Origin of the sequence: Lysobacter luteus, assembly GCF_907164845.1 — a bacterium.
GTDB classification, from domain to species: Bacteria; Pseudomonadota; Gammaproteobacteria; order Xanthomonadales; family Xanthomonadaceae; genus Novilysobacter; species Novilysobacter luteus.
Genome location: NZ_OU015430.1, coordinates 2,367,840 through 2,387,632, shown reverse-complemented (window position 1 = coordinate 2,387,632; position 19,793 = coordinate 2,367,840). Strand labels below are relative to the sequence as shown.

Sequence of the window (19,793 nt, the reverse complement as noted above, 5' to 3'; positions counted from 1 at the left end):
GCCGTCGCCGCATGCTGCTGGCCGAGCTGCTGCCCGACGTCGCCGGCATCCCCGGCGATCTCGCCATTACCGGCCTGGTCCAGGACAGCCGTGCGCTCAAGCCGGGCGACGCGTTCGTCGCGATCGGCGGCTTTGGCACCCACGGGCTCAAGTTCGTCGAGCAGGCCCGTGCGGCCGGGGCGGTCGCGATCCTGTTCGAGCCGCCCGACAGCGAGGACACGCCCGCGCCGGCCGACGCCATCGCGGTACCGCGCCTGCGGGCACGGATGGGCGAGCTGGCCGACCGCTTCCATGGCCGCGTGAGCGCCGGGATGCGCGTGGTCGGTGTCACCGGTACCAACGGCAAGACCTCGACGGTGCAACTGCTGGGCGAGGCCTGGCGGATGCAGGACGAACCCGCCGCCACCATCGGCACGCTCGGCGCCGGCCGCGTCGGCCACGTCGTGCCGACCGGTTTCACCACCCCGCTGGTGCTGCAGCTGCACGATCTGATCGACGACCTGCACGCGCAGGGTGCGCACTCGCTGGCGATGGAAGTCAGCTCGCACGCCCTCGACCAGGGCCGCGTGGACGGCGTCCACTTCGACGTGGCGGTCTTCACCAACCTCAGCCGCGACCACCTCGACTACCACGGCGACATGGCCGGCTACGGCGCGGCGAAGGCGCGGCTGTTCGCGTGGCCGGGCCTGCAGGCCGCGGTGGTCAACCTGGACGATGCCCACGGCCGGGCGATCCATGCCGCGTTGCCGGACGACGTCCGTGCCATCGGCTACAGCTCGCGCGGCGCGCCGGGTGCGCAGCTGCAGGCGCAGGCGCTGCACTTCGACAACGGCGGGATCGGCTTCGAGCTGGTGGTCGGCGACAGGCGCCATCCGGTGACCTCGCCGCTGCTGGGACGCTTCAATGTCGACAACCTGCTGGCGGTGGCCGGCGCGCTGCATGCGCTCGGCACCGATACCGCGGACATCGCCGCGCTGCTGTCGCGCCTACAGCCCGTGCACGGCCGGATGAACCGCCTCGGTGGTGGAGCCGACGCGCGCGGCCGGCGCCAGCCGCTGGTGGTGGTCGACTATGCGCACACCCCCGATGCGCTGGAGCAGGCGCTGGTCTCGCTGCGTGCGCATGCGTCGGCGCAGCTGCTGTGCGTGTTCGGCTGCGGCGGCGAGCGCGACCGCGGCAAGCGGCCGCAGATGGCATCGATTGCCCAGACCCATGCCGACGTGGTCATCGTCACCGACGACAACCCGCGCGGCGAGGACGGCGACGCGATCGTCGCCGAGATCGTCGCGGGGTTCATCGACGCGCGCGAGGTCACGGTGGAGCGCGACCGCGCCACCGCGATCCGCCGCGCGATCGGCATCGCCGGCCCGGACGACATCGTGCTGATCGCCGGCAAGGGCCACGAGCCGTACCAGGAGATCGACGGCGTGCGCCATCCGTTCGACGACACCGAGGTCGCCCGCGCGGCGATGGAGGCGCGCGCATGAGGCCGTTGCAGCTGTCCGACATCGCCCGCATGACCGGTGGTCGCCTGCACGGGATGGACCGCCAGGTCGATGCGATCGCGACCGATACCCGCACGCTGCCGGCGACCGGTGCGGCGCTGTTCGTCGCGCTGAGGGGCGGGAATTTCGACGGCCACGACCACGTGGAGGCCGCGGCCGCCGGTGGCGTGGCGGCGCTGCTGGTGTCGCGCCCGGTCGGGACCGGACTGCCGCAGGTGCAGGTGGCCGATACCGAGCGCGCACTGGCCGACCTCGCCCGCGCAATGCAGCGCAACCGTAGCGCAAAGGTCGCGGCGATCACCGGCAGCAACGGCAAGACCAGCGTCAAGACGCTGCTGCTGTCGATCCTGCAGGCCGCCGACGACGCGGTGTACGCCAACCCGGGCAACCGCAACAACGAGATCGGACTGCCGCTGGCGGTGATCGATGCACCTGACGACGCCCGTTTCGCGGTGTACGAGATGGGCGCGGGCAAGCCCGGCGACATCGCCTACCTGACCGCGGTGGTCCGGCCGGACGTGGCGCTGGTCAACAACGTGGCGCCGGCGCACCTGGAGCGCATGGGCAGCCTGCTCAACGTGGCCGACACCAAGGCCGCGATCTACGACGCGCTGGCGCCGGAGGGCGTGGCGGTGATCAACGCCGACGACGCCTTTGCCCCGTATTTCGCCGAGCGCGCGCATGGCCGTCGTTTGATCCGGTTCGGGCTGGAGGCAAGTCACGACGTCGGCGCCCGCGATATCGCCGTCACCGGCGCGGGCACGCGTTTCCTGCTGGCCACCCCGGCGGGCGATGTCCCGGTGGAACTGGCAATGCCGGGTCGCCACAACGTGCGCAATGCGCTGGCCGCGGCGTCGATGGCGCTCGGCCTCGGGATCGGCCTCGACGCAATCGCACGTGGCCTGGCCGCCGCCCGGGTCGTGGCCGGCCGGCTCGCGACGCACCGCCTCGCCAGCGGCGCGGTGCTGATCGACGACAGCTACAACGCCAACCCGGGGTCGCTCGCCGCGGCCATCGACACCGTTGCCGAGACAGCGGGCGAGGGCTGGCTGGTGCTCGGCGACATGCGCGAGCTGGGCGACGACGCCGAGGCGATGCACGCCGAAGCCGGTCGCCGCGCGAAAGCCGCCGGCATCAAGCGGCTGTTCGCGCTCGGCCCGCTCAGCGCGGCCGCGGCCGACGCGTTCGGCGAAGGCGGCCAGGCGTTCGCGACCCACGCCGAAGTGGTCGACGCGCTGCGCGCCGGCCTGGCGGACGGCGTCCGGGTGGTGGTCAAGGGCTCGCGCGGCAGCGCGATGGACAGGGTGGTCGCGGCACTGCTGGCCGACGACGCCGGCCGGCGCGAAGCAGGCCCGGGCAACCAAGGGGACGACGATGCTGCTTGAGCTGGCACGCTGGCTGGAACAACTGCAGAGCAGCTTCGCGCTGTTCGGCTACCTGACCTTCCGCGGCATCCTCAGCGCGCTCACCGCGCTGGCGCTGTCGCTGTGGTGGGGGCCGGCGGTCATCCGCAAGCTGGCCAGCTACAAGGGCGGCCAGCCGATCCGCACGGACGGCCCGCAGACGCACTTCTCCAAGGCAGGCACTCCGACCATGGGCGGCGCGCTGATCCTGGTGACGGTGCTGGCCTCGGTGCTTCTGTGGGGCGACCTGCGCAACAAGTACGTCTGGCTGGTGCTGGCGGTGATGGTGGCGTTCGGCGCGATCGGCTGGTGGGATGACTGGATCAAGATCGTCCGCCGCGACCCCAACGGCATGAAGTCGCGCACCAAGTACGCGCTGCAGTCGCTGTTCGGACTCGCCGCCGGCGTGTTCCTGTACATGACCGCCGAGGTGCCGGCCGAAACCACGTTCTACATCCCGTTCTTCAAGGCCGTCGCGTTGCCGTTGGTGGCCTTCAGCTTCGTGGCGATTGCCTACTTCTGGATCGTCGGCTTCTCCAACGCGGTCAACCTGACCGATGGCCTGGACGGGCTTGCGATCATGCCGACGGTGCTGGTGGCCTGCGCGCTGGGCGTGTTCGCCTACGCATCGGGCAACGCGGTGTTTTCCGAGTACCTTCAGATCCCGCAGGTGCCCGGCGCCGGCGAGCTGGTGATCATCTGCGCGGCGATCGCCGGCGCGGGCCTGGGCTTCCTCTGGTTCAACACCTATCCGGCAATGGTGTTCATGGGCGACATCGGCGCGCTGGCGCTGGGCGCGGTGCTCGGCACGATGGCGGTGATCGTCCGCCAGGAGCTGGTGCTGGTGATCATGGGCGGCGTGTTCGTGATCGAGACGCTGTCGGTGATGATCCAGGTGGCGTCGTTCAAGCTCACCGGCAAGCGTGTTTTCCGGATGGCGCCGATCCACCATCACTTCGAGCTCAAGGGCTGGCCGGAGCCGCGCGTCATCGTGCGCTTCTGGATCATCTCGGTGGTGCTGGTGCTGGTCGGCCTTGCGACGTTGAAGGTGCGCTGATGACCGACACCGCGCGCCAGGCCACCCGACTCGACGCGATCAGCGGTCATTACGACCGCTGGCTGCTCGGGGTCGCGTGCGCGCTGGCGTGCCTGGGCGTGGTGATGGTCGGCTCCAGCTCGATCTCCATCGCGATCGATTACGGCGTCGGCCCGTTCCACTACCTCGTACGGCACGTTGCGTTCTTGGCGGTCGGGGTCGGACTGGCGGTGTGGCTCATGCGCACCGAGCTGAAGACCGTCGAGCACTACAACCACTGGCTGCTGCTGGGCTGCGTCGCCCTGCTGCTGGCGGTGTTCATCCCCGGCCTGGGCAACGAGGTCAACGGCGCGCGGCGCTGGATCAACCTCGGCGTGTCCAGCTTCCAGGCGGTCGAGGCGGTCAAGCTGCTCTACATCATCTGGCTGGCCAGCTACCTCAAGCGCTACAGCGACGAGGTCACCGCGACCTGGTCGGCGATGCTCAAGCCGCTGGGCGTGGCCGGGTTGCTGGTGGTGCTGCTGGTGCTGCAGCCCGACTTCGGTTCGCTGTCGCTGATCCTGGCCATCACCGGCGGCATGCTGGTGCTGGGCGGGGTCAACATGCCGCGGATGTTCGGCCCGGTGTTGGTCGGCCTGCCGCTGCTGGCGGTGGTCGCCATTGCCGAGCCCTACCGCGTGCGCCGGCTGACGTCCTTCCTCGACCCGTGGGCGGACCCGTTCAACTCCGGCTACCAGCTGACCAACGCACTGATGGCGGTCGGCCGCGGCGAATGGTTCGGGGTCGGCCTCGGCGGCTCGGTACAGAAGCTGTCCTACCTGCCGGAGGCGCACACCGACTTCATCCTCGCCGTCATCGCCGAGGAGCTCGGCTTCGTCGGCGTGTGCACGGTGATCGGGCTGTACGCGATGCTCGTGGGCCGGGCGCTTTGGGTCGGACTGAAATGCGTGGAGATGCGCCGCTACTTCGCGGGTTACTGCGCGTTCGGCATCGCGCTGTGGATCGGCCTGCAGAGCTTCGTCTCGATCGGCGTCAACCTGGGCCTGCTGCCGACCAAGGGTCTGACCTTGCCGTTGGTGTCCTCGGGCGGCTCGAGCGTGCTCATGACCTGCGCGGCGCTCGGCGTGCTGCTGCGGGTGTCGTACGAGCTCGACCGCGCGCAGCGGCAGGTCGCGCGCCTGCGCGGCGAGGCGATGCAGCCTTCCACCGGCGTGCCGCCGACCGCCCAGCCGTTGCCCTCGGTGGCCAAGCCTGCCGCCGCCGCATCGGCCAAGGCCGCGCGTGGCACCAGCCGCCTGCGCCAGCGCATCGAGCCGGTGCTCGGGAGGACCGGCGCATGACCGGTCCCGTCACCATCCTCGCCGGCGGTACCGGCGGCCACATTTTCCCGGGCCTCGCGGTCGCGCGCGAACTGATGAATCGCGGCGTGCCGGTGACCTGGCTCGGCGCCGACGGCGCGATGGAAACCCGGCTGGTGCCGCCCCATGGCATCGAGATCGACACGATCGCGGTTCGCGGGCTGCGCGGGAAGGGCATGGCGACCCTGCTCGGTGCCCCGCTGAAGGTTGCCAACGCGGTGCGCGCCGCCCGTGCGGTGCTACGCGCGCGCAACTCGCGCGCGGTCGTGAGTTTCGGCGGCTACGCAGCCGGTCCGGGCGGCCTGGCCGCGCGCCTGGCCGGTATTCCGCTGGTGGTCCACGAGCAGAACCGTGCCGCCGGCCTCACCAATCGCGTGCTCGCCCGCATGGCCGACGCCGTGCTCACCGGCTTCCCGGGCACCTTTGCCGGCGAGCAGGCGGTCGGCAACCCGGTGCGCGCAGAGATCGCCGCGCTGCCGCCGCCGGAGCACCGTTTCGCCGGCCGTGAAGGCGCGCTGCGGATCCTCGTGCTCGGTGGCAGCCAGGGCGCACGCGCGCTCAACGCCGCGATGCCGGTCGCGCTGGCCAGCCTGCGCGGGCGCCTCGCCGGCTTCCAGGTGCGCCATCAGTGTGGCGAGTCGCAGGTCGACGAGGCGCGCCGGGCGTATGCCGCCGCGGGCGTCGACGCCGGCGTCGAACCGTTCATCGCCGACATGGCCGCCGCCTACGGTTGGGCCGACATCGTGGTCTGCCGCGCCGGGGCGCTGACGCTGGCCGAACTGTGCGCGGCCGGCGTCGGCAGCGTGCTGGTGCCATTCCCGCAGGCGGTCGACGACCACCAGACCCGCAACGCCGAGTTCCTGGTCGACCGCGGCGCCGCACAGCTGTTGCCGCAGGGCGCGGACACCGCCGACCTGGCCCGGCGCATTTCGGCCACGCTCGAAATCCTCGCCGAGCGCGCCGACCTGCTGCGCTTGGCCCAGGCCGCGCGCTCGCTGGCCCGACCCGACGCCGCCGCGCGCGTGGCCGACATCGTCGTCGCCCAGATCCGTCCCCCCCATTCCAACCCGGAGCAGGCTGCATGAGCAGTACCGTTCGCCGCCGCCTGCAACACGGTGGCGACCTCGCCAAGGCGTTTCCCCGCGTGCACTTCATCGGTGTCGGTGGCACCGGCATGAGTGGCATCGCCGAGGTGATGTGCACGCTGGGCTACCAGGTGTCGGGCTCGGACCGGGCCGATAACGCCGTGACCCGCCGGCTGGCAAAGCTGGGCATCACCGTGCACCGCGACCACACGGCCGCCAACGTGCTCGGCACCGATTGCGTGGTGGTGTCCAGCGCCATCCGCGAAGACAACCCGGAGCTGATGGAAGCGCGCGCGCAGCGCATCCCGGTAGTGCCGCGCGCGGAGATGCTGGCCGAGCTGATGCGGTTCAAGCGTGGCATCGCCGTCGCCGGCACCCACGGCAAGACCACCACGACCTCGCTCACCGCCAGCGTGCTGGCCGAAGGCGGGATCGACCCGACCTTCGTGATCGGAGGGCAGTTGCTCGCGGCCGGCGCCAACGCGCGCCTGGGCGGCGGCGACTGGCTGGTGGCCGAGGCCGACGAGAGCGACGGCAGCTTCCTGCGCCTGAACCCGCAGATCGCGATCGTCACCAACATCGACGCCGACCACCTGGAGAACTACGGCGGCGACTTCGCCAAGGTCCAGGCGGCGTTCCTGGAGTTCATGCACCGGTTGCCGTTCTACGGCCTGGCGGTGCTGTGCATCGACGACCCCGAGGTCGCCGCGCTGGCGGCGCGCACCCCGCGCCACGTGATGACCTATGGCTTCTCCGAAGACGCCGACGTGCGTGCCGAGGACGTGGTGCAGCAGGGGGCGCGGATGCGCTTCGTACTGTGCCTGCCCGACGGCGCGCGCTGCCCGGTGACGCTGGCCATGCCCGGCCGCCACAACGTGCAGAACGCGCTGGCCGCCGCTTCGGTGGCGTGGCAGCTGGGCGTGGAATCCAGCGCGATCGCGCGGGCGCTCGAAGGCTTCGCCGGGGTCGGCCGCCGTTTCAACCTGCTGTCGCAGACGCCGTTGGCCGGCAGGGACGGGCACGCCGGCGGTCTGGTCACCGTGGTCGACGACTACGGCCACCATCCCAAGGAGCTCGAGGCGGTGTTCGCCGCCGCGCGTGGCGGCTGGCCGGACAAGCGCCTGGTGGTTGCGTTCCAGCCCCACCGCTACAGCCGCACCCGCGACCTGTTCGACGATTTCGCCGCGGTGCTGTCGAGCGCCGACATGGTGGTCCTGACCGAGGTGTACGCCGCAGGCGAAGCACCCATCGCCGGCGCCGACGCACGCGCACTGGCCCGCGCGATCCGTACCCGCGGCCGGGTCGAGCCGGTGGTGGTCGGCAGCGCGCGTGAGCTTCCGCAGTTGCTGGGCGACGTGCTCGAGGACGGCGACCTGCTGCTGATGATGGGCGCCGGCGACATCGGCCAGGCCGCCCAGTACGTCGCCACCCATGGCTTCACCGCGATCGAGGGGGATGCCGCATGAGCGCCGCCTTCACCCCGCCGCGGTTCACGGATCCCGCCGTGTTCGGCCGCGTCGCGGTACTGATGGGCGGCACCAGCGCCGAGCGCGAGGTTTCGCTGGATTCCGGTCGCAACGTGCTGGAGGCGCTGCAGGCTCGCGGCGTCGACGCGGTGGCGGTCGACGGCATCCCGGCGCTGGTCGATGCGGTTCGCGCCGGCTCGGTCGACCGCGTCTTCAACATCCTCCACGGCAACAAGGGCGGTGGCGAGGACGGCGTGCTGCAGGGGCTGCTGGACGCGCTCGGCGTGCCGTACACCGGCTCGGGCGTGCTCGGCTCGGCGCTGAGCATGGACAAGATCCGCACCAAGCAGGTCTGGCTGTCGCTCGACCTGCCGACACCGCGCTACGTGCGACTGCCGAAGGGGTCGGACGTGCACGACGCGGCCCGCGTGATCGGGCTTCCGTTGATCATCAAGCCGTCCTGCGAAGGTTCCAGCGTCGGTGTCTCGCGGGTGCATGACGAGGCCGGCCTGGACGACGCCGTCGCGCTGGCCGCGCGCTACCCCGGTGAGCTGCTGATGGAGCAGCTGGTGGTCGGCGACGAACTCACCGTCGCGGTGCTCGCCGACGGCGATGGCCACCGCGCGCTGCCCTCGATCCGGATCGTGCCGAAGGGCGAGTGGTACGACTACAACGCCAAGTACGTCGCCGAGGACACCCAATACCTGTGCCCGGGCCTGGACGGCGCCGCCGAGGACGAGATCCGCCGCATCGCGCTGCTGGCCTTCGAGGCCGCCGGGTGCAGCGGCTGGGGCCGGGTCGACGTGATGCGCGACCGGGCGACCGGCGACTTCTTCCTGCTCGAGGTCAACACCGCGCCGGGGATGACCAGCCACTCGCTGGTGCCCAAGGCCGCGCGCGAACTCGGCATCGATTTCGGCGAGCTGTGCTGGCGGGTGCTCGAGTCGAGCCTGGCGGACGACGGAGGTGCACACGCGTGAACGCGCTGCTCCGCCTGCTCGGTTGGACCCTCGCGGTGGCGCTGGTCGCGCTGCCCGTGGTCGCCGTGCTCAACGGCTGGGTCGGCCAGGACCGCTGGCCGCTGACCACGCTGCGCGCGACCGGGCAGTTCGACCGGGTCGACGAAGCGCACCTGCGTGAGGCGATGCTGCCGTTCGCGCGGCAGGGCTTTTTCGCCGTCGACCTGGATGCCGCGCAAGACGCTGTCGCGCGGATGCCGTGGGTCGAGCGCGCTGAAGTCCGCAAGCGCTGGCCCGACGTGCTCGAGGTGCGGGTGGTCGAGCACGTCCCGTTCGCGCGCTGGGGCGAGGACCGGCTGCTGTCCGACCACGGTCGGCTGTTCCCGGCCGGCGACGTCGACGTGCCGCCGGGCTTGCCCCGGCTGGACGGTCCGGACGGACGGGTGCCGGACGTGGTCGAGTTCTACAACCAGACCAGCGTGCTGATGGCGCCGCTCGGGCTGGGTGTGCGCTCGGTGCTGCTGGACCCGCGCGGCAGCTGGAGCATGGAGCTCGACAGCGGCGCGCAGGTGGTGGTCGGCCGCAACGAGGCCCGGCCGCGCATCGCCCGCTTCGCCCGGCTGATGCCGCAACTGCTCGCGCAGCAGGCGCAGCGCCTGGTGCGCGCCGACCTCCGCTACACCAATGGTTTCGCCTTGAGCTGGGCGCCGGTCCCGAAGGCGCCACAGACAGGCATGCAGGGAAATACATGAACCGCAAGGGCGACAAATCGTTGATCGTGGGCCTCGACATCGGCACCTCCAAGGTGGTGGCGCTGGTGGGCGAGTACTCACCCGGCAACCCGATCGAGGTGATCGGCATCGGCAGCCACGAGTCGCGCGGGCTGCGCCGCGGCGTGGTGGTCGACATCGAGTCGACCGTGCAGTCGATCCAGCGCGCGATCGAGGAGGCCGAGCTGATGGCCGGCTGCGAGATCCGCTCGGTCTACGCGTCGATCTCGGGCAGCCACATCCAGTGCCGCAACTCGCAGGGCATCGCGCCGATCCGCGACGGCGAGGTGAGCTTCGCCGACCTGGACCGGGTGCTTGATGCCGCCAAGGCCGTGGCGATCCCGGCCGACCAGAAGATCCTGCACGCGATCCCGCGCGACTACGTGCTCGACGATTCGCAGGAAGGCATCCGCAACCCGGTCGGCATGACCGGCGTCCGGCTGGAAGTGCATGCCCACCTGGTGGTCTGCGCGCAATCGGCCGCGGCCAACGTCAGCAAGTGCGTGCAGCGCTGCGGGCTGCAGGTCGACGACCTGATCCTGGGCGTACTGGCCTCCGCCAACGCGGTGCTGACTTCCGACGAGCGCGAGCTCGGCGTGGTGCTGGTCGACATCGGCGCCGGCACCACCGACATCGCGGTGTTCGTCCAGGGCGCGATCGCGCACTCGGCCAGCCTCGGCATCGCCGGCGACAAGGTCACCGAGGACATCGCCCACATGCTGCGCACGCCGACCCCGGAGGCCGAGCAGATCAAGGTCCGCTACGCCTGCGCGCTGGCGCAGATGGCGACCGCCGAGGAGTCGATCCAGGTGCCTTCGGTCGGCGACCGGCCGCCCCGGCGCATGCCGCGCCACTCGTTGGCGCAGGCGGTGCAGGCGCGCTACGAGGAGATCTTCGAGATGGTCCAGGCCGAACTGCGCCGCAGCGGCTTCGAGCAGCACGTCCGCGCGGGCATGGTCCTGACCGGCGGCGCCGCGAAGATGGAAGGCGTGGTCGAGCTGGCCGAGGAGATGCTGCAGATGCCCGTGCGCGTCGGCATCCCGCAGCACGTGACCGGCCTTGGCGAAGTGGTCGGCAACCCGGTGCACGCCACCGGCGTCGGCCTGCTGCTGATGGGCAGCCAGATCGAGAACCCGCGCCGCCCGGTGATCAGCACCGGGCGCGCCGGGAACGTACTCAACCGTTTCAAGAACTGGTTCCGGGGTGAGTTCTGATGACCCCGGCGATCAGGTGTACACCTCCGGGACGTCGACGATGTCCCGGTGGCCATGGGGGCGCGACACGCAACACGTCAGGCAGCAGTACCGGCAGCGACAACGGCACCACATAACTAGACATACGAGGACACGGACATGGCGCACTTTGAACTGGTAGAGAACATGGCCCCGAACGCGACCATCAAGGTGGTTGGCGTCGGCGGTGGCGGCGGCAACGCGGTCGCCCACATGGTCAGCAACAACGTCGACGGGGTGGAATTCATCACCGCCAACACCGACTCGCAGGCGATCAAGAACTGCGGCGCCAAGCTGCAGCTGCAGCTGGGCAGCAACGTCACCAAGGGCCTGGGCGCGGGCGCGAACCCGGAGGTCGGCCGCCAGGCCGCGCTGGAGGACCGCGAGCGCCTGATGGACGCAATGCAGGGCGCCGACATGGTGTTCATCACCGCCGGCATGGGCGGTGGCACCGGCACCGGCGCCGCGCCGGTGGTGGCGCAGCTGGCCAAGGAGATGGGCATCCTGACCGTCGCGGTGGTCACCAAGCCGTTCCCGTTCGAGGGCCGCCGCCGCATGCAGGTCGCGCTCAAGGGCATCGAGGAGCTGAGCCACCACTGCGACTCGTTGATCACCATCCCCAACGAGAAGCTGATCACCGTGCTCGGTCGCAACGCCACGATGATCCAGGCCTTCCGCGCCGCCAACGACGTGCTCCTGGGCGCCGTGCAGGGCATCGCCGACCTGATCGTGCGCCCGGGCCTGATCAACGTCGACTTCGCCGACGTGCGCACCGTCATGTCCGAGATGGGCCTGGCGATGATGGGCAGCGGTTCGGCCCGCGGCGACGACCGTGCCCAGGCCGCGGCCGAGGCGGCGGTGCAGAACCCGCTGCTGGACGACGTCAACCTGTCGGGCGCCAACGGCATCCTGGTCAACATCACCGCCGGTCCGGACTTCACGATGGCCGAGTTCGACGAGGTCGGCCGCACGATCGAGGCGTTCGCGTCCGAGGATGCGACCGTGGTGCTCGGCACCGTGCTCGACCCGGACATGCAGGACGAGGTCAAGGTCACCGTGGTCGCCACCGGGCTCAATCGCGCCGTCGCCCGCCAGGGCAAGCCGAACGAGCAGCTCAACCGCGCGCCGATCCAGCTGGTCCGCAACGCCACCACCGGCCAGCCGGAGTTCCCGATCGAAGACGCGGTCGCACCGGCGTCGGCCCCGGGGTTCACCAGCGGGCTGCGCAGCAGCGGCCGGCACGAAGCGGCCCCGGCACCGGCGGCCGCGGCGGCCGACTTCGGCAACGACAGCTACCTGGACATCCCGGCGTTCCTGCGCCGCCAGGCCGACTGACCGCTTCGCCACGTCCGTAACAGGCGCGCCGCAAGTCGCGTCACCTTGGCCCCGGGGTCCCCATGCCCGGGGCGATTGGGTCGGTCGCCCGTGCCCCGGGCGGCCGGCCGATTTAGCCGCCGCGCGCGCCGTGGTGTGACGGCGACCCCGCCTTCCCGCGGGATTTTCCGTTCAGATTCAGCTGCCTGCATGTTAATCTTGCGCGGTTTTCCGGATTGGTAATATTCCGGACATCTCCGCCTGACCGAGCCGTTTCGCGCGTCCGGCCGCGGCGTGCCCCCGGCAACAGGAAGTCCGCACTGCCCATGCTGCGCCAGCGCACCCTCAAGAACATCATCCGCGCCACCGGCGTGGGCCTGCACAGCGGCGAGAAGGTGTTCCTCACCCTGCGCCCTGCGCCCGTCGATGCCGGCATCGTGTTCCGCCGGGTCGACCTGGACCCGGTGCTCGAGTTGCCTGCCCGCGCCGACCTGGTGACCGAGACCGTGCTGTGCACGGGGCTCAGCCGTGAAGGCGGCAAGGTCATGACGGTCGAGCACCTGCTCTCGGCGCTGGCCGGGCTCGGCATCGACAACTGCTATATCGAGCTGTCCGCGGCCGAGGTGCCGATCATGGACGGCTCGGCCGGCCCGTTCGTGTTCCTGCTGCAGTCCGCCGGCGTCGCCGAGCAGGACGTGCCGAAGAAGTTCATCCGCATCACCCGGCCGGTGGAAGTACGCGACGGAGACAAGGTCGCCCGGTTCGAGCCCTACGACGGCTTTCGGCTCGGTTTCACGGTGGTGTTCAACCACCCGGCGATCCCGGCCGCCCAGTCCCGCGCCGAGGTCGAGTTCTCGACCGCCAACTACATCAAGGAAGTCAGCCGCGCCCGCACGTTCGGCTTCATGCGCGACCTGGAGTACATGCGGGAGCGCAACCTCGGGCTGGGCGGCTCGATGGACAACGCGATCGTGCTGGACGAGTTCCGTGTCCTCAACGAGGACGGCCTGCGCTACGTCGACGAGTTCGTCCGACACAAGATCCTGGATGCCGTAGGCGACCTGTACCTGGCCGGCCACGCCATCCTCGGCGCCTACGAGGGCTACAAGTCCGGCCACGCGCTCAACAACCAGCTGGTGCGCGCCCTGATGGCCGAGCAATCGGCCTGGGAGATCGTCACCTTCCCGGGCGAACAGGACCCGGTGCCCGCGTCCTACCGGCCTGCCCCCGCCGTCTGAGGCCGCGGAAAGTCCCCCGCCGGCGCTCCGCCGGACCGCAAATGCCGATCCCGCCCCACTCGTGGGTGTCCCCCGTCACGGATGTGAATACCCCGTGACGTGTTAACGGCATTTTTGCGAAATTCTTCGGGTTCCTTAACAAAACCGGCGATTCAGGGGCTTAGCATGCCCCGTCGGTGATCACTTGGTCTTCACGGCAGGAGGCGCGCCAACGGGCATGCACCTACCGCACAAGGGTCACTCGCTGCCGTCGGAGCCGGGGTTTCCCGGGCGCAACGACGCCAGTGCGGCCTGCAGGGCTTCCTTTGCGGCCGGCGACATGGTCACGGTGTTCCGCGGCGCAGGGGGCGGCGAAGCGGAGACAAGGCTCGTCTTGACGACGAACTCCACCGCGGCCAACCCGATGGATCGGGCGGCATCGAGCAGTTCCGGGGCAAGCAGGCGCAGTTTCGCCCGCCACACCGGGGCATCGACCACAAACACGAGCCTGCCGCGCTCGTAGTTCGCCAGCCGCGCATGCGCGGCCAGCGGGGACGGCAGGAGGGGGCGTAACCGACGGTCCAGCTCGTCAAGCCACATGGCACGACGAATCGGGTCGCCAGCGGGCTCCGCCAGCAGCGCATCGAGCGCGGCGACGGGGGACGAGGGACGGCGCGGACTGGGCTTGAATTCAGACATCGGACATATGACCTATATCGACATCGTAAACAAATCACGCGACCTGCTGGCCTCCGTGGCCCGGCAGGCCGCCAATGCCGGCGCCCGTCGCCCGGGTGCCGCCGCGGCCCTGCTGCTCGGCAGCGGGCTGGCGATCGGCGCCGGTGGCGGCATCGCCGGCAACATGGCGCTGCGGGCCCAGGTCGAGCAGCAGCAGGTCCGGATCGAAGCGATCCAGGATGACGCCCAGCGCGAGGTCAATGCCCTGGCGGCGCGCCTCGGCGAGCTGCAGGCCGAGGCCAACCGCCTCAACGCCCTCGGCGAGCGCCTGACCCGCATCGGCCAGCTGCAGGACGGCGAGTTCGACTTCAACAAGCCGGTCGCGATCGGTGGCGACGGCGAAGTCGAGGACATGCCCAAGGCCGAGCTCGACAGCGGCATGGCCATGCTGGACGCGCAGTTCAAGGCGTCGGGTGAGCAGCTCTCGGTGCTCGAGTCGCTGCTGTTCAACCGCCAGCTCGAGATGAACTCGGTGCCGTCGCGCGAGCCGATCAACAGCTACATCACCTCCAGCTTCGGTGGGCGCGCTGATCCGATCCGCGGTGGCCGCCAGTTCCACAAGGGCATCGATTTCGAAGCCGACGTGGGCGACCCGGTGAACGCGGTGGCCGACGGCGTGGTGAGCTTCTCGGGCAGCCGCTCGGGCTACGGCAACACGGTCGAGATCGACCACGGCAACGGTTTCGTGACCCGCTATGCGCACAACTCGCGGCTGACCCAGAAGGTCGGTTCGCTGGTCCGGGCCGGGCAGGAGATCGCCAAGGCCGGCTCCACCGGCCGCTCGACCGGTGCCCACGTGCACTTCGAGGTCTGGCAGAACGGCCGGGTGGTCAACCCCCGCCAGTTCCTGGAACAGCGCTCGCCGCTGCGGGGCTGAGCCCGGCAATCACGGAAGGCCCGCGGAGACGCGGGCCTTCTGCGTTGTGGCCCCGCCGACCCCCTTGATACGCGGTCCCGCCCCCCCCACGCTAGAATGAACGTTTCGCCACGACGGGGCGCCCTCGCGCCCCGTTGCCGTTTAGGCGGCATGCCCCGGCGATGAACACCTGACTTCGGACAATCCATGCTCAACAACCTGCTTACCCGCGTCTTCGGCAGCCGTAACGACCGCCTGCTGGGCCAGCTGCAACGTTCGGTCACCCGGATCAACGCGCTCGAGCCGGAAATGGAGAAGCTCGGCGACGCCGAACTGCAGGCCAAGACCCCGGAGTTCCAGCAGCGCCTGAAGAACGGCGAGTCGCTCGACAAGATCCTGCCCGAGGCCTTCGCGGTCTGCCGCGAGGCCAGCCGCCGCGTCCTCGGGATGCGCCACTACGACGTGCAGCTGATCGGCGGCATGGTGTTGCACCTGGGCAAGATTGCCGAGATGCGTACCGGCGAGGGCAAGACCCTGGTCGCGACCCTGCCGGTCTACCTCAACGCCCTGACCGGCGACGGCGTCCACGTTGTCACCGTCAACGACTACCTGGCCCGGCGCGACTCGGCGTGGATGGGCAAGCTGTACAACTGGCTGGGCCTGTCGGTCGGGGTGGTCTACCCGGGCATGCCGCACGGCGACAAGGCGGCCGCCTACAACGCCGACATCACCTACGGCACCAACAACGAGTTCGGCTTCGACTACCTGCGCGACAACATGGCGCTGTCGAAGGGCGACCGTTTCCAGCGTGGACTCAACTACGCGATCGTCGACGAGGTCGACTCGATCCTGATCGACGAGGCCCGCACGCCGCTGATCATCTCGGGCCCGGCAGACGACTCGCCGGAGCTGTACATCAAGGTCAACCGGATCGTCCCCAAGCTGGTCCGCCAGCAGGTCGAGGACGGCGTCGGCGATTACTGGGTCGACGAAAAGGGCAAGCAGGTACACCTGTCGGAAGGTGGCCAGGAGCACGCCGAGGCGCTGCTGCGCGAGGCCGGCATCCTCAACGGCGATGACGAGGAGGGCAGCCTCTACAGCCCGCAGAACCTGAGCGTCGTCCACCACCTCAACGCCGCGATGCGCGCCCACGCGATCTACCAGCGCGACGTGGACTACATCGTCCGCGACGGCGAGGTGGTGATCGTCGACGAGTTCACCGGCCGCACCCTGGCCGGGCGCCGCTGGTCCGACGGCCTGCACCAGGCGGTCGAGGCCAAGGAGGGCGTGCCGGTCCAGCGCGAGAACCAGACGCTGGCCAGCATCACCTTCCAGAACCTGTTCCGCATGTACAACAAGCTGGCCGGCATGACCGGCACGGCGGACACCGAGGCCTACGAGTTCCAGACCATCTACGGGCTGGAGGTCATCGTCATCCCGACCAACCGCCCGGTGCAGCGCAAGGACCACCCCGACGCGGTGTTCCTCAACCGCGCCGGCAAGTACCGCGCGGTACTGGCCGAGATCAAGGAGGCCAATGCCAAGGGCCAGCCGGTGCTGGTCGGCACGACCTCGATCGAGGTCTCGGAGATGCTCAGCCAGCAGCTGACCGAGGCAGGCATCCACCACGAGGTCCTCAACGCCAAGCAGCACGAGCGCGAGGCCGTGATCGTCGCCCAGGCCGGCCGCCCGGGAGCGATCACGATTGCCACCAACATGGCCGGCCGCGGCACCGACATCGTGCTGGGCGGATCGTGGGAGAACGAGGTCGAGCAGCTCGAGGCCGAGACCGGTGCGCCGGTCGACGACGCCACCCGTGAGCGCCTGAAGGCCGAATGGCGCGAGCGCCACGAGGCGGTCAAGGCGGCCGGTGGCCTGCACATCGTCGGCACCGAGCGCCACGAGTCCCGCCGCATCGACAACCAGTTGCGCGGCCGCGCCGGCCGCCAGGGCGACCCGGGCTCCAGCCGGTTCTATCTGTCGCTGGAAGACAACCTGATGCGCATCTTCGCCGCCGACTGGGTTCAGAAGGTGATGGCGCGGATGGGCCTGAAGGAAGACGACATCATCGAGTCGCCGCTGGTCAGCAAGCAGATCGCCAACGCCCAGCGCAAGGTCGAGGCCCACAACTTCGACATCCGCAAGAACCTGCTGGAGTTCGACGACGTCAACAACGACCAGCGCAAGGTCATCTACGGCCAGCGCGACGAGCTGCTCGACGCCGAGGACGTGAAGGAGAACATCGACGGCATCCGCGAGGACGTCGTCGCCGAGACCACCGCGCGCTTTGTCCCACCCGGTTCGGTCGACGAGCAATGGGACCTGCCGGGGCTGGAAGCCGCGCTGCTGGAGGAGTTCAACCTGCAGGTGGACCTGCAGGGGTTGGTCGCCAGCCGCTCGGAAATCGACGACGAAGGCATCGCCGAGCACGTCGAGGCGGCGGTGGCCAGCCATGTGCAGGCGCGCGAGCAGCAGCTCGGCCCGGAGACGATGCGCATGCTCGAGAAGCACATCATGCTGAACGTGCTCGACCAGAGCTGGAAGGAGCATCTGGCGCGGATGGACTACCTGCGACAGGGCATCCACCTGCGCGGCTATGCCCAGAAGCAGCCCAAGCAGGAGTACAAGAAGGAGGCCTTCGAGCTGTTCAGCGACATGCTGGAGAAGGTCAAGCGCGAGGTCGTGACCCTGCTGGCCCGCGTCCGGATCCGCTCCGAGGAGGAGATTGCCGCGATGGAGGCGCAGGAGCGCGCGCAGGCCGAGGCACGGGCCCGGCAGATGCAGTTCCAGCACGCCGATGCGGGCGGTCTCGGCGCCGACGAGGAGGCGCAGCAGGCGCAGGCCGCGGCGCAGGCCGGCAACGCGCAGGGCAACCAGGCCTTCGCCAATGTCGGTCGCAACGATCCGTGCCCGTGCGGCAGCGGCAAGAAGTACAAGCACTGCCATGGACAGTTGGCCTGACAGAGGCTGGTCATCGCCGGCCGGGGCCGGGCGCAGGCGTCCTCGCTGATGCCTGACGACCCTGCGCCAGCGGCGGTCGGGGACCCGGCGGTAGCCCCGCCGGCGACTGCTATCGAGGTCGTCGCCGGCGTCATCCATGACGCGCGCGGCCGGATACTGCTGACCCGCCGCACCGAGGGCCGTGACCTGGCCGGCCTGTGGGAATTCCCCGGCGGCAAGCGCGAACCCGGTGAGACGCCGGAGGCGGCGCTGGCGCGCGAACTGCACGAAGAGCTCGGCATCGAGGCCGAAGTCGGCGACCCGGTGATCGCCGTGCCGCAGGCTTACCCGCACAAGCGCTTGCGGCTCGACGTGCGCCGCATCCGCGAATGGCACGGCACCGCCCGCGGTCGGGAAGGCCAGGCGCTGGCCTGGGTGCCGCCGCACAAGCTCGCCAGCTACGCGATGCCGCCGGCGGACCGCCCGGTGGTCGCCGCACTGGGGGAGCCGGCCGAGTACCTCGTTACGCCGGCGCCTGAGGCGGATGTCGGTAGTTGGCTGGAGACACTCCGTCAGGCGCTGGCCGGGGGTATCCGGCGGGTCCACCTGCGTCACGGCGGTGCCTGGCGGGAGACCGGCGCGGCCGTTGCCGGCGGGCAGGGCGGTGGGGTCGATTGGCCCGGCCTGGTCGAGCAGGCGGCGCGGCTGTGTCGCAAGGCCGGTGCGGACGTACTGGTCAACGGCGACGCCGAACTCGCACGTGCGCACGGCGCCGGCCTGCATCTGCAAGCATCGCAACTGCATCGGCTTGGTAGCCGGCCGGTCGGGCCGGAAGTCCTCCTGGCCGCGTCATGTCACACCGCCGACGACCTTAAGGCCGCCGAGGCTCTGGGTTGCGATTTCGCCGTGGTCGGCAACCTGCGCGAGACACCGAGCCACCCCGGCCGACCCGGGATCGGCTGGGACGGCTTCGCCCACCTGCGCGAACAGGTCGCCATCCCCCTCTACGCGATTGGCGGCCTTGGCCGGGCCGATCTCACCGAAGCGCGCCAGCACGGCGCGCAAGGCATCGCGGCGATCCGCAGCCTATGGCCCGACGCCTGACCCAGCCCGCTTGTGTAGGAGCGGCTTCAGCCGCGATCGTCGTGTCACGCAAGCGTCGAAACCGCGATCGCGGCTGAAGCCGCTCCTACAGGAGCAGGGTGCTAACTCGGCGCCGCCAGCGCCCGGTACAGCCCATCCAGCGCCGCGACGTGCGCATCCAGCTCCCCGACAGTCCCATCGTTGACGATCACGTCGTCTGCGATCGCCAGCCGTTGCTCGCGTGTGGCCTGCACCGCGATCATCGACTCCGCCAGCGCCGCATCGACCGCGTCCCGCCGCATGACCCGCTCGCGCTGGACCGCCATGTGGACGTCGACGACCAGGATACGGTCAAGCCATGGATACGACTTGCGCCCACCGCCTTCCGCCAACAACGGGATGGCGGCAATGGCATAGGGGCCCGGCGCTTCATCGCACTGGTCCCGCAGCGCTTGCCGGACGCGCGGATGGATGATGGCCTCGAGTTTCTGGCGCGCCGCGTGGTCGACGAACACCCGCTGCCGCATTGCCGCGCGGTCGAGCGTGCCGTCGGCATTGATGACCTCATTGCCGAATGCCGCACGCACCTCCGCCAGCCCCGGTGATCCCGGCGCCACCGCCGCGCGCGCCGCAACGTCCGCGTCCCCCACGACGATGCCGAGCGCTTCGAAGCGCCGCGTAACCTCGCTCTTGCCTGACGCGATCCCGCCCGTCACCCCGATGATGTAATCGCTCATGCCGCGCAGGATGCCACGCCGCCCACCCCACCCACCACGCCGTAGGAGCGACGTCAGTCGCGACCCACTGACGATGGGCTGAACGATGCTCTAA

16 protein-coding genes are annotated in these 19,793 nt (G+C 70.2%); 14 read left to right on the top strand and 2 right to left on the bottom strand.

All coding sequences use genetic code 11. The annotated features are described in order from the left end of the window. The first annotated feature begins 11 nt into the window (after positions 1-11). The 11 genes from KOD61_RS11210 (at position 12) to lpxC (ending at position 13,366) form a co-directional block, all read left to right on the top strand. Entirely contained in the window at positions 12-1,487 is a 1,476-nt protein-coding gene (locus KOD61_RS11210; protein ID WP_215220391.1) for a UDP-N-acetylmuramoyl-L-alanyl-D-glutamate--2,6-diaminopimelate ligase, read from the top strand. Beyond that, positions 1,484-2,890 carry a UDP-N-acetylmuramoyl-tripeptide--D-alanyl-D-alanine ligase gene (locus tag KOD61_RS11205; protein ID WP_215218745.1) on the top strand — a complete coding sequence of 469 codons (1,407 nt, stop codon included), beginning with the start codon at positions 1,484-1,486 and terminating at the stop codon, positions 2,888-2,890. Before KOD61_RS11210 ends, KOD61_RS11205 begins: the two co-directional genes overlap by 4 nt. Beyond that, positions 2,880-3,965 (top strand): phospho-N-acetylmuramoyl-pentapeptide-transferase, encoded by a 1,086-nt coding sequence (gene mraY / locus KOD61_RS11200; protein ID WP_215218744.1) that lies wholly within the window; start codon positions 2,880-2,882, stop codon positions 3,963-3,965. Before KOD61_RS11205 ends, mraY begins: the two co-directional genes overlap by 11 nt. Beyond that, positions 3,965-5,284, top strand: coding sequence for a putative lipid II flippase FtsW (gene ftsW / locus KOD61_RS11195; RefSeq protein ID WP_215218743.1), 1,320 nt, complete (start codon positions 3,965-3,967; stop codon positions 5,282-5,284). The genes mraY and ftsW overlap by 1 nt, the downstream gene beginning before the upstream one ends. Then, positions 5,281-6,387, top strand: coding sequence for an undecaprenyldiphospho-muramoylpentapeptide beta-N-acetylglucosaminyltransferase (gene murG, locus KOD61_RS11190; RefSeq protein ID WP_215218742.1), 1,107 nt, complete (start codon positions 5,281-5,283; stop codon positions 6,385-6,387). The genes ftsW and murG overlap by 4 nt, the downstream gene beginning before the upstream one ends. Beyond that, on the top strand, positions 6,384-7,853 hold the full coding sequence (gene murC, locus KOD61_RS11185) for a UDP-N-acetylmuramate--L-alanine ligase (RefSeq protein ID WP_215218741.1): 1,470 nt from the start codon (positions 6,384-6,386) through the stop codon (positions 7,851-7,853). The genes murG and murC overlap by 4 nt, the downstream gene beginning before the upstream one ends. Continuing rightward, a complete protein-coding gene (locus tag KOD61_RS11180) occupies positions 7,850-8,833 on the top strand; it encodes a D-alanine--D-alanine ligase (protein WP_215218740.1) in 984 nt (327 codons plus the stop codon). Before murC ends, KOD61_RS11180 begins: the two co-directional genes overlap by 4 nt. After that, complete coding sequence (locus tag KOD61_RS11175) at positions 8,830-9,564, top strand: cell division protein FtsQ/DivIB (protein WP_215218739.1); 735 nt, start codon at positions 8,830-8,832, stop codon at positions 9,562-9,564. Before KOD61_RS11180 ends, KOD61_RS11175 begins: the two co-directional genes overlap by 4 nt. Continuing rightward, positions 9,561-10,796, top strand: a complete 1,236-nt coding sequence (gene ftsA / locus KOD61_RS11170) for a cell division protein FtsA (protein WP_215218738.1) — start codon at positions 9,561-9,563, stop codon at positions 10,794-10,796. The genes KOD61_RS11175 and ftsA overlap by 4 nt, the downstream gene beginning before the upstream one ends. 138 nt (positions 10,797-10,934) lie before the next feature. Then, the gene (gene ftsZ / locus KOD61_RS11165; protein ID WP_215218737.1) at positions 10,935-12,149 is read left to right on the top strand and encodes a cell division protein FtsZ; all 1,215 of its coding nucleotides are present in this window, start codon (positions 10,935-10,937) and stop codon (positions 12,147-12,149) included. Positions 12,150-12,454: 305 nt separating this feature from the next. After that, the gene (gene lpxC, locus KOD61_RS11160; protein WP_215218736.1) at positions 12,455-13,366 is read left to right on the top strand and encodes a UDP-3-O-acyl-N-acetylglucosamine deacetylase; all 912 of its coding nucleotides are present in this window, start codon (positions 12,455-12,457) and stop codon (positions 13,364-13,366) included. A gap of 237 nt (positions 13,367-13,603) precedes the next feature. On the opposite strand, the gene KOD61_RS11155 is transcribed toward lpxC, so the two are convergent. Then, on the bottom strand, positions 13,604-14,044 hold the full coding sequence (locus tag KOD61_RS11155) for a DUF721 domain-containing protein (RefSeq protein ID WP_407074542.1): 441 nt from the start codon (positions 14,042-14,044) through the stop codon (positions 13,604-13,606). A gap of 7 nt (positions 14,045-14,051) precedes the next feature. Here KOD61_RS11155 and KOD61_RS11150 point away from each other — a divergent pair, with 7 nt between their 5' ends. From KOD61_RS11150 to KOD61_RS11140, 3 genes are all read left to right on the top strand, one after another. Beyond that, a complete protein-coding gene (locus KOD61_RS11150) occupies positions 14,052-14,960 on the top strand; it encodes a M23 family metallopeptidase (RefSeq protein WP_215218735.1) in 909 nt (302 codons plus the stop codon). A 186-nt stretch (positions 14,961-15,146) separates the two neighbouring features. Continuing rightward, entirely contained in the window at positions 15,147-17,900 is a 2,754-nt protein-coding gene (gene secA / locus KOD61_RS11145; RefSeq protein ID WP_215218734.1) for a preprotein translocase subunit SecA, read from the top strand. 48 nt (positions 17,901-17,948) lie between these two features. Beyond that, on the top strand, positions 17,949-18,983 hold the full coding sequence (locus KOD61_RS11140) for a Nudix family hydrolase (protein ID WP_215218733.1): 1,035 nt from the start codon (positions 17,949-17,951) through the stop codon (positions 18,981-18,983). Positions 18,984-19,084: 101 nt separating this feature from the next. Here KOD61_RS11140 and coaE read toward each other — a convergent pair whose 3' ends face one another. Then, positions 19,085-19,699, bottom strand: a complete 615-nt coding sequence (coaE, locus tag KOD61_RS11135; protein WP_215218732.1) for a dephospho-CoA kinase — start codon at positions 19,697-19,699, stop codon at positions 19,085-19,087. Between the last annotated feature and the right edge of the window lie 94 nt (positions 19,700-19,793).

What these genes read in the sequence shown, in the direction of transcription:
- KOD61_RS11210 (WP_215220391.1), top strand. Translation starts at nt 12, where the DNA reads ATGCTGCTGGCCGAGCTGCTGCCCGACGTCGCCGGCATCCCCGGCGAT.
- KOD61_RS11205 (WP_215218745.1), top strand. Translation starts at nt 1,484, where the DNA reads ATGAGGCCGTTGCAGCTGTCCGACATCGCCCGCATGACCGGTGGTCGC.
- mraY (WP_215218744.1), top strand. Translation starts at nt 2,880, where the DNA reads ATGCTGCTTGAGCTGGCACGCTGGCTGGAACAACTGCAGAGCAGCTTC.
- ftsW (WP_215218743.1), top strand. Translation starts at nt 3,965, where the DNA reads ATGACCGACACCGCGCGCCAGGCCACCCGACTCGACGCGATCAGCGGT.
- murG (WP_215218742.1), top strand. Translation starts at nt 5,281, where the DNA reads ATGACCGGTCCCGTCACCATCCTCGCCGGCGGTACCGGCGGCCACATT.
- murC (WP_215218741.1), top strand. Translation starts at nt 6,384, where the DNA reads ATGAGCAGTACCGTTCGCCGCCGCCTGCAACACGGTGGCGACCTCGCC.
- KOD61_RS11180 (WP_215218740.1), top strand. Translation starts at nt 7,850, where the DNA reads ATGAGCGCCGCCTTCACCCCGCCGCGGTTCACGGATCCCGCCGTGTTC.
- ftsA (WP_215218738.1), top strand. Translation starts at nt 9,561, where the DNA reads ATGAACCGCAAGGGCGACAAATCGTTGATCGTGGGCCTCGACATCGGC.
- ftsZ (WP_215218737.1), top strand. Translation starts at nt 10,935, where the DNA reads ATGGCGCACTTTGAACTGGTAGAGAACATGGCCCCGAACGCGACCATC.
- lpxC (WP_215218736.1), top strand. Translation starts at nt 12,455, where the DNA reads ATGCTGCGCCAGCGCACCCTCAAGAACATCATCCGCGCCACCGGCGTG.
- KOD61_RS11155 (WP_407074542.1), bottom strand. Translation starts at nt 14,044, where the DNA reads ATGTCTGAATTCAAGCCCAGTCCGCGCCGTCCCTCGTCCCCCGTCGCC.
- KOD61_RS11150 (WP_215218735.1), top strand. Translation starts at nt 14,052, where the DNA reads ATGACCTATATCGACATCGTAAACAAATCACGCGACCTGCTGGCCTCC.
- secA (WP_215218734.1), top strand. Translation starts at nt 15,147, where the DNA reads ATGCTCAACAACCTGCTTACCCGCGTCTTCGGCAGCCGTAACGACCGC.
- KOD61_RS11140 (WP_215218733.1), top strand. Translation starts at nt 17,949, where the DNA reads ATGCCTGACGACCCTGCGCCAGCGGCGGTCGGGGACCCGGCGGTAGCC.
- coaE (WP_215218732.1), bottom strand. Translation starts at nt 19,699, where the DNA reads ATGAGCGATTACATCATCGGGGTGACGGGCGGGATCGCGTCAGGCAAG.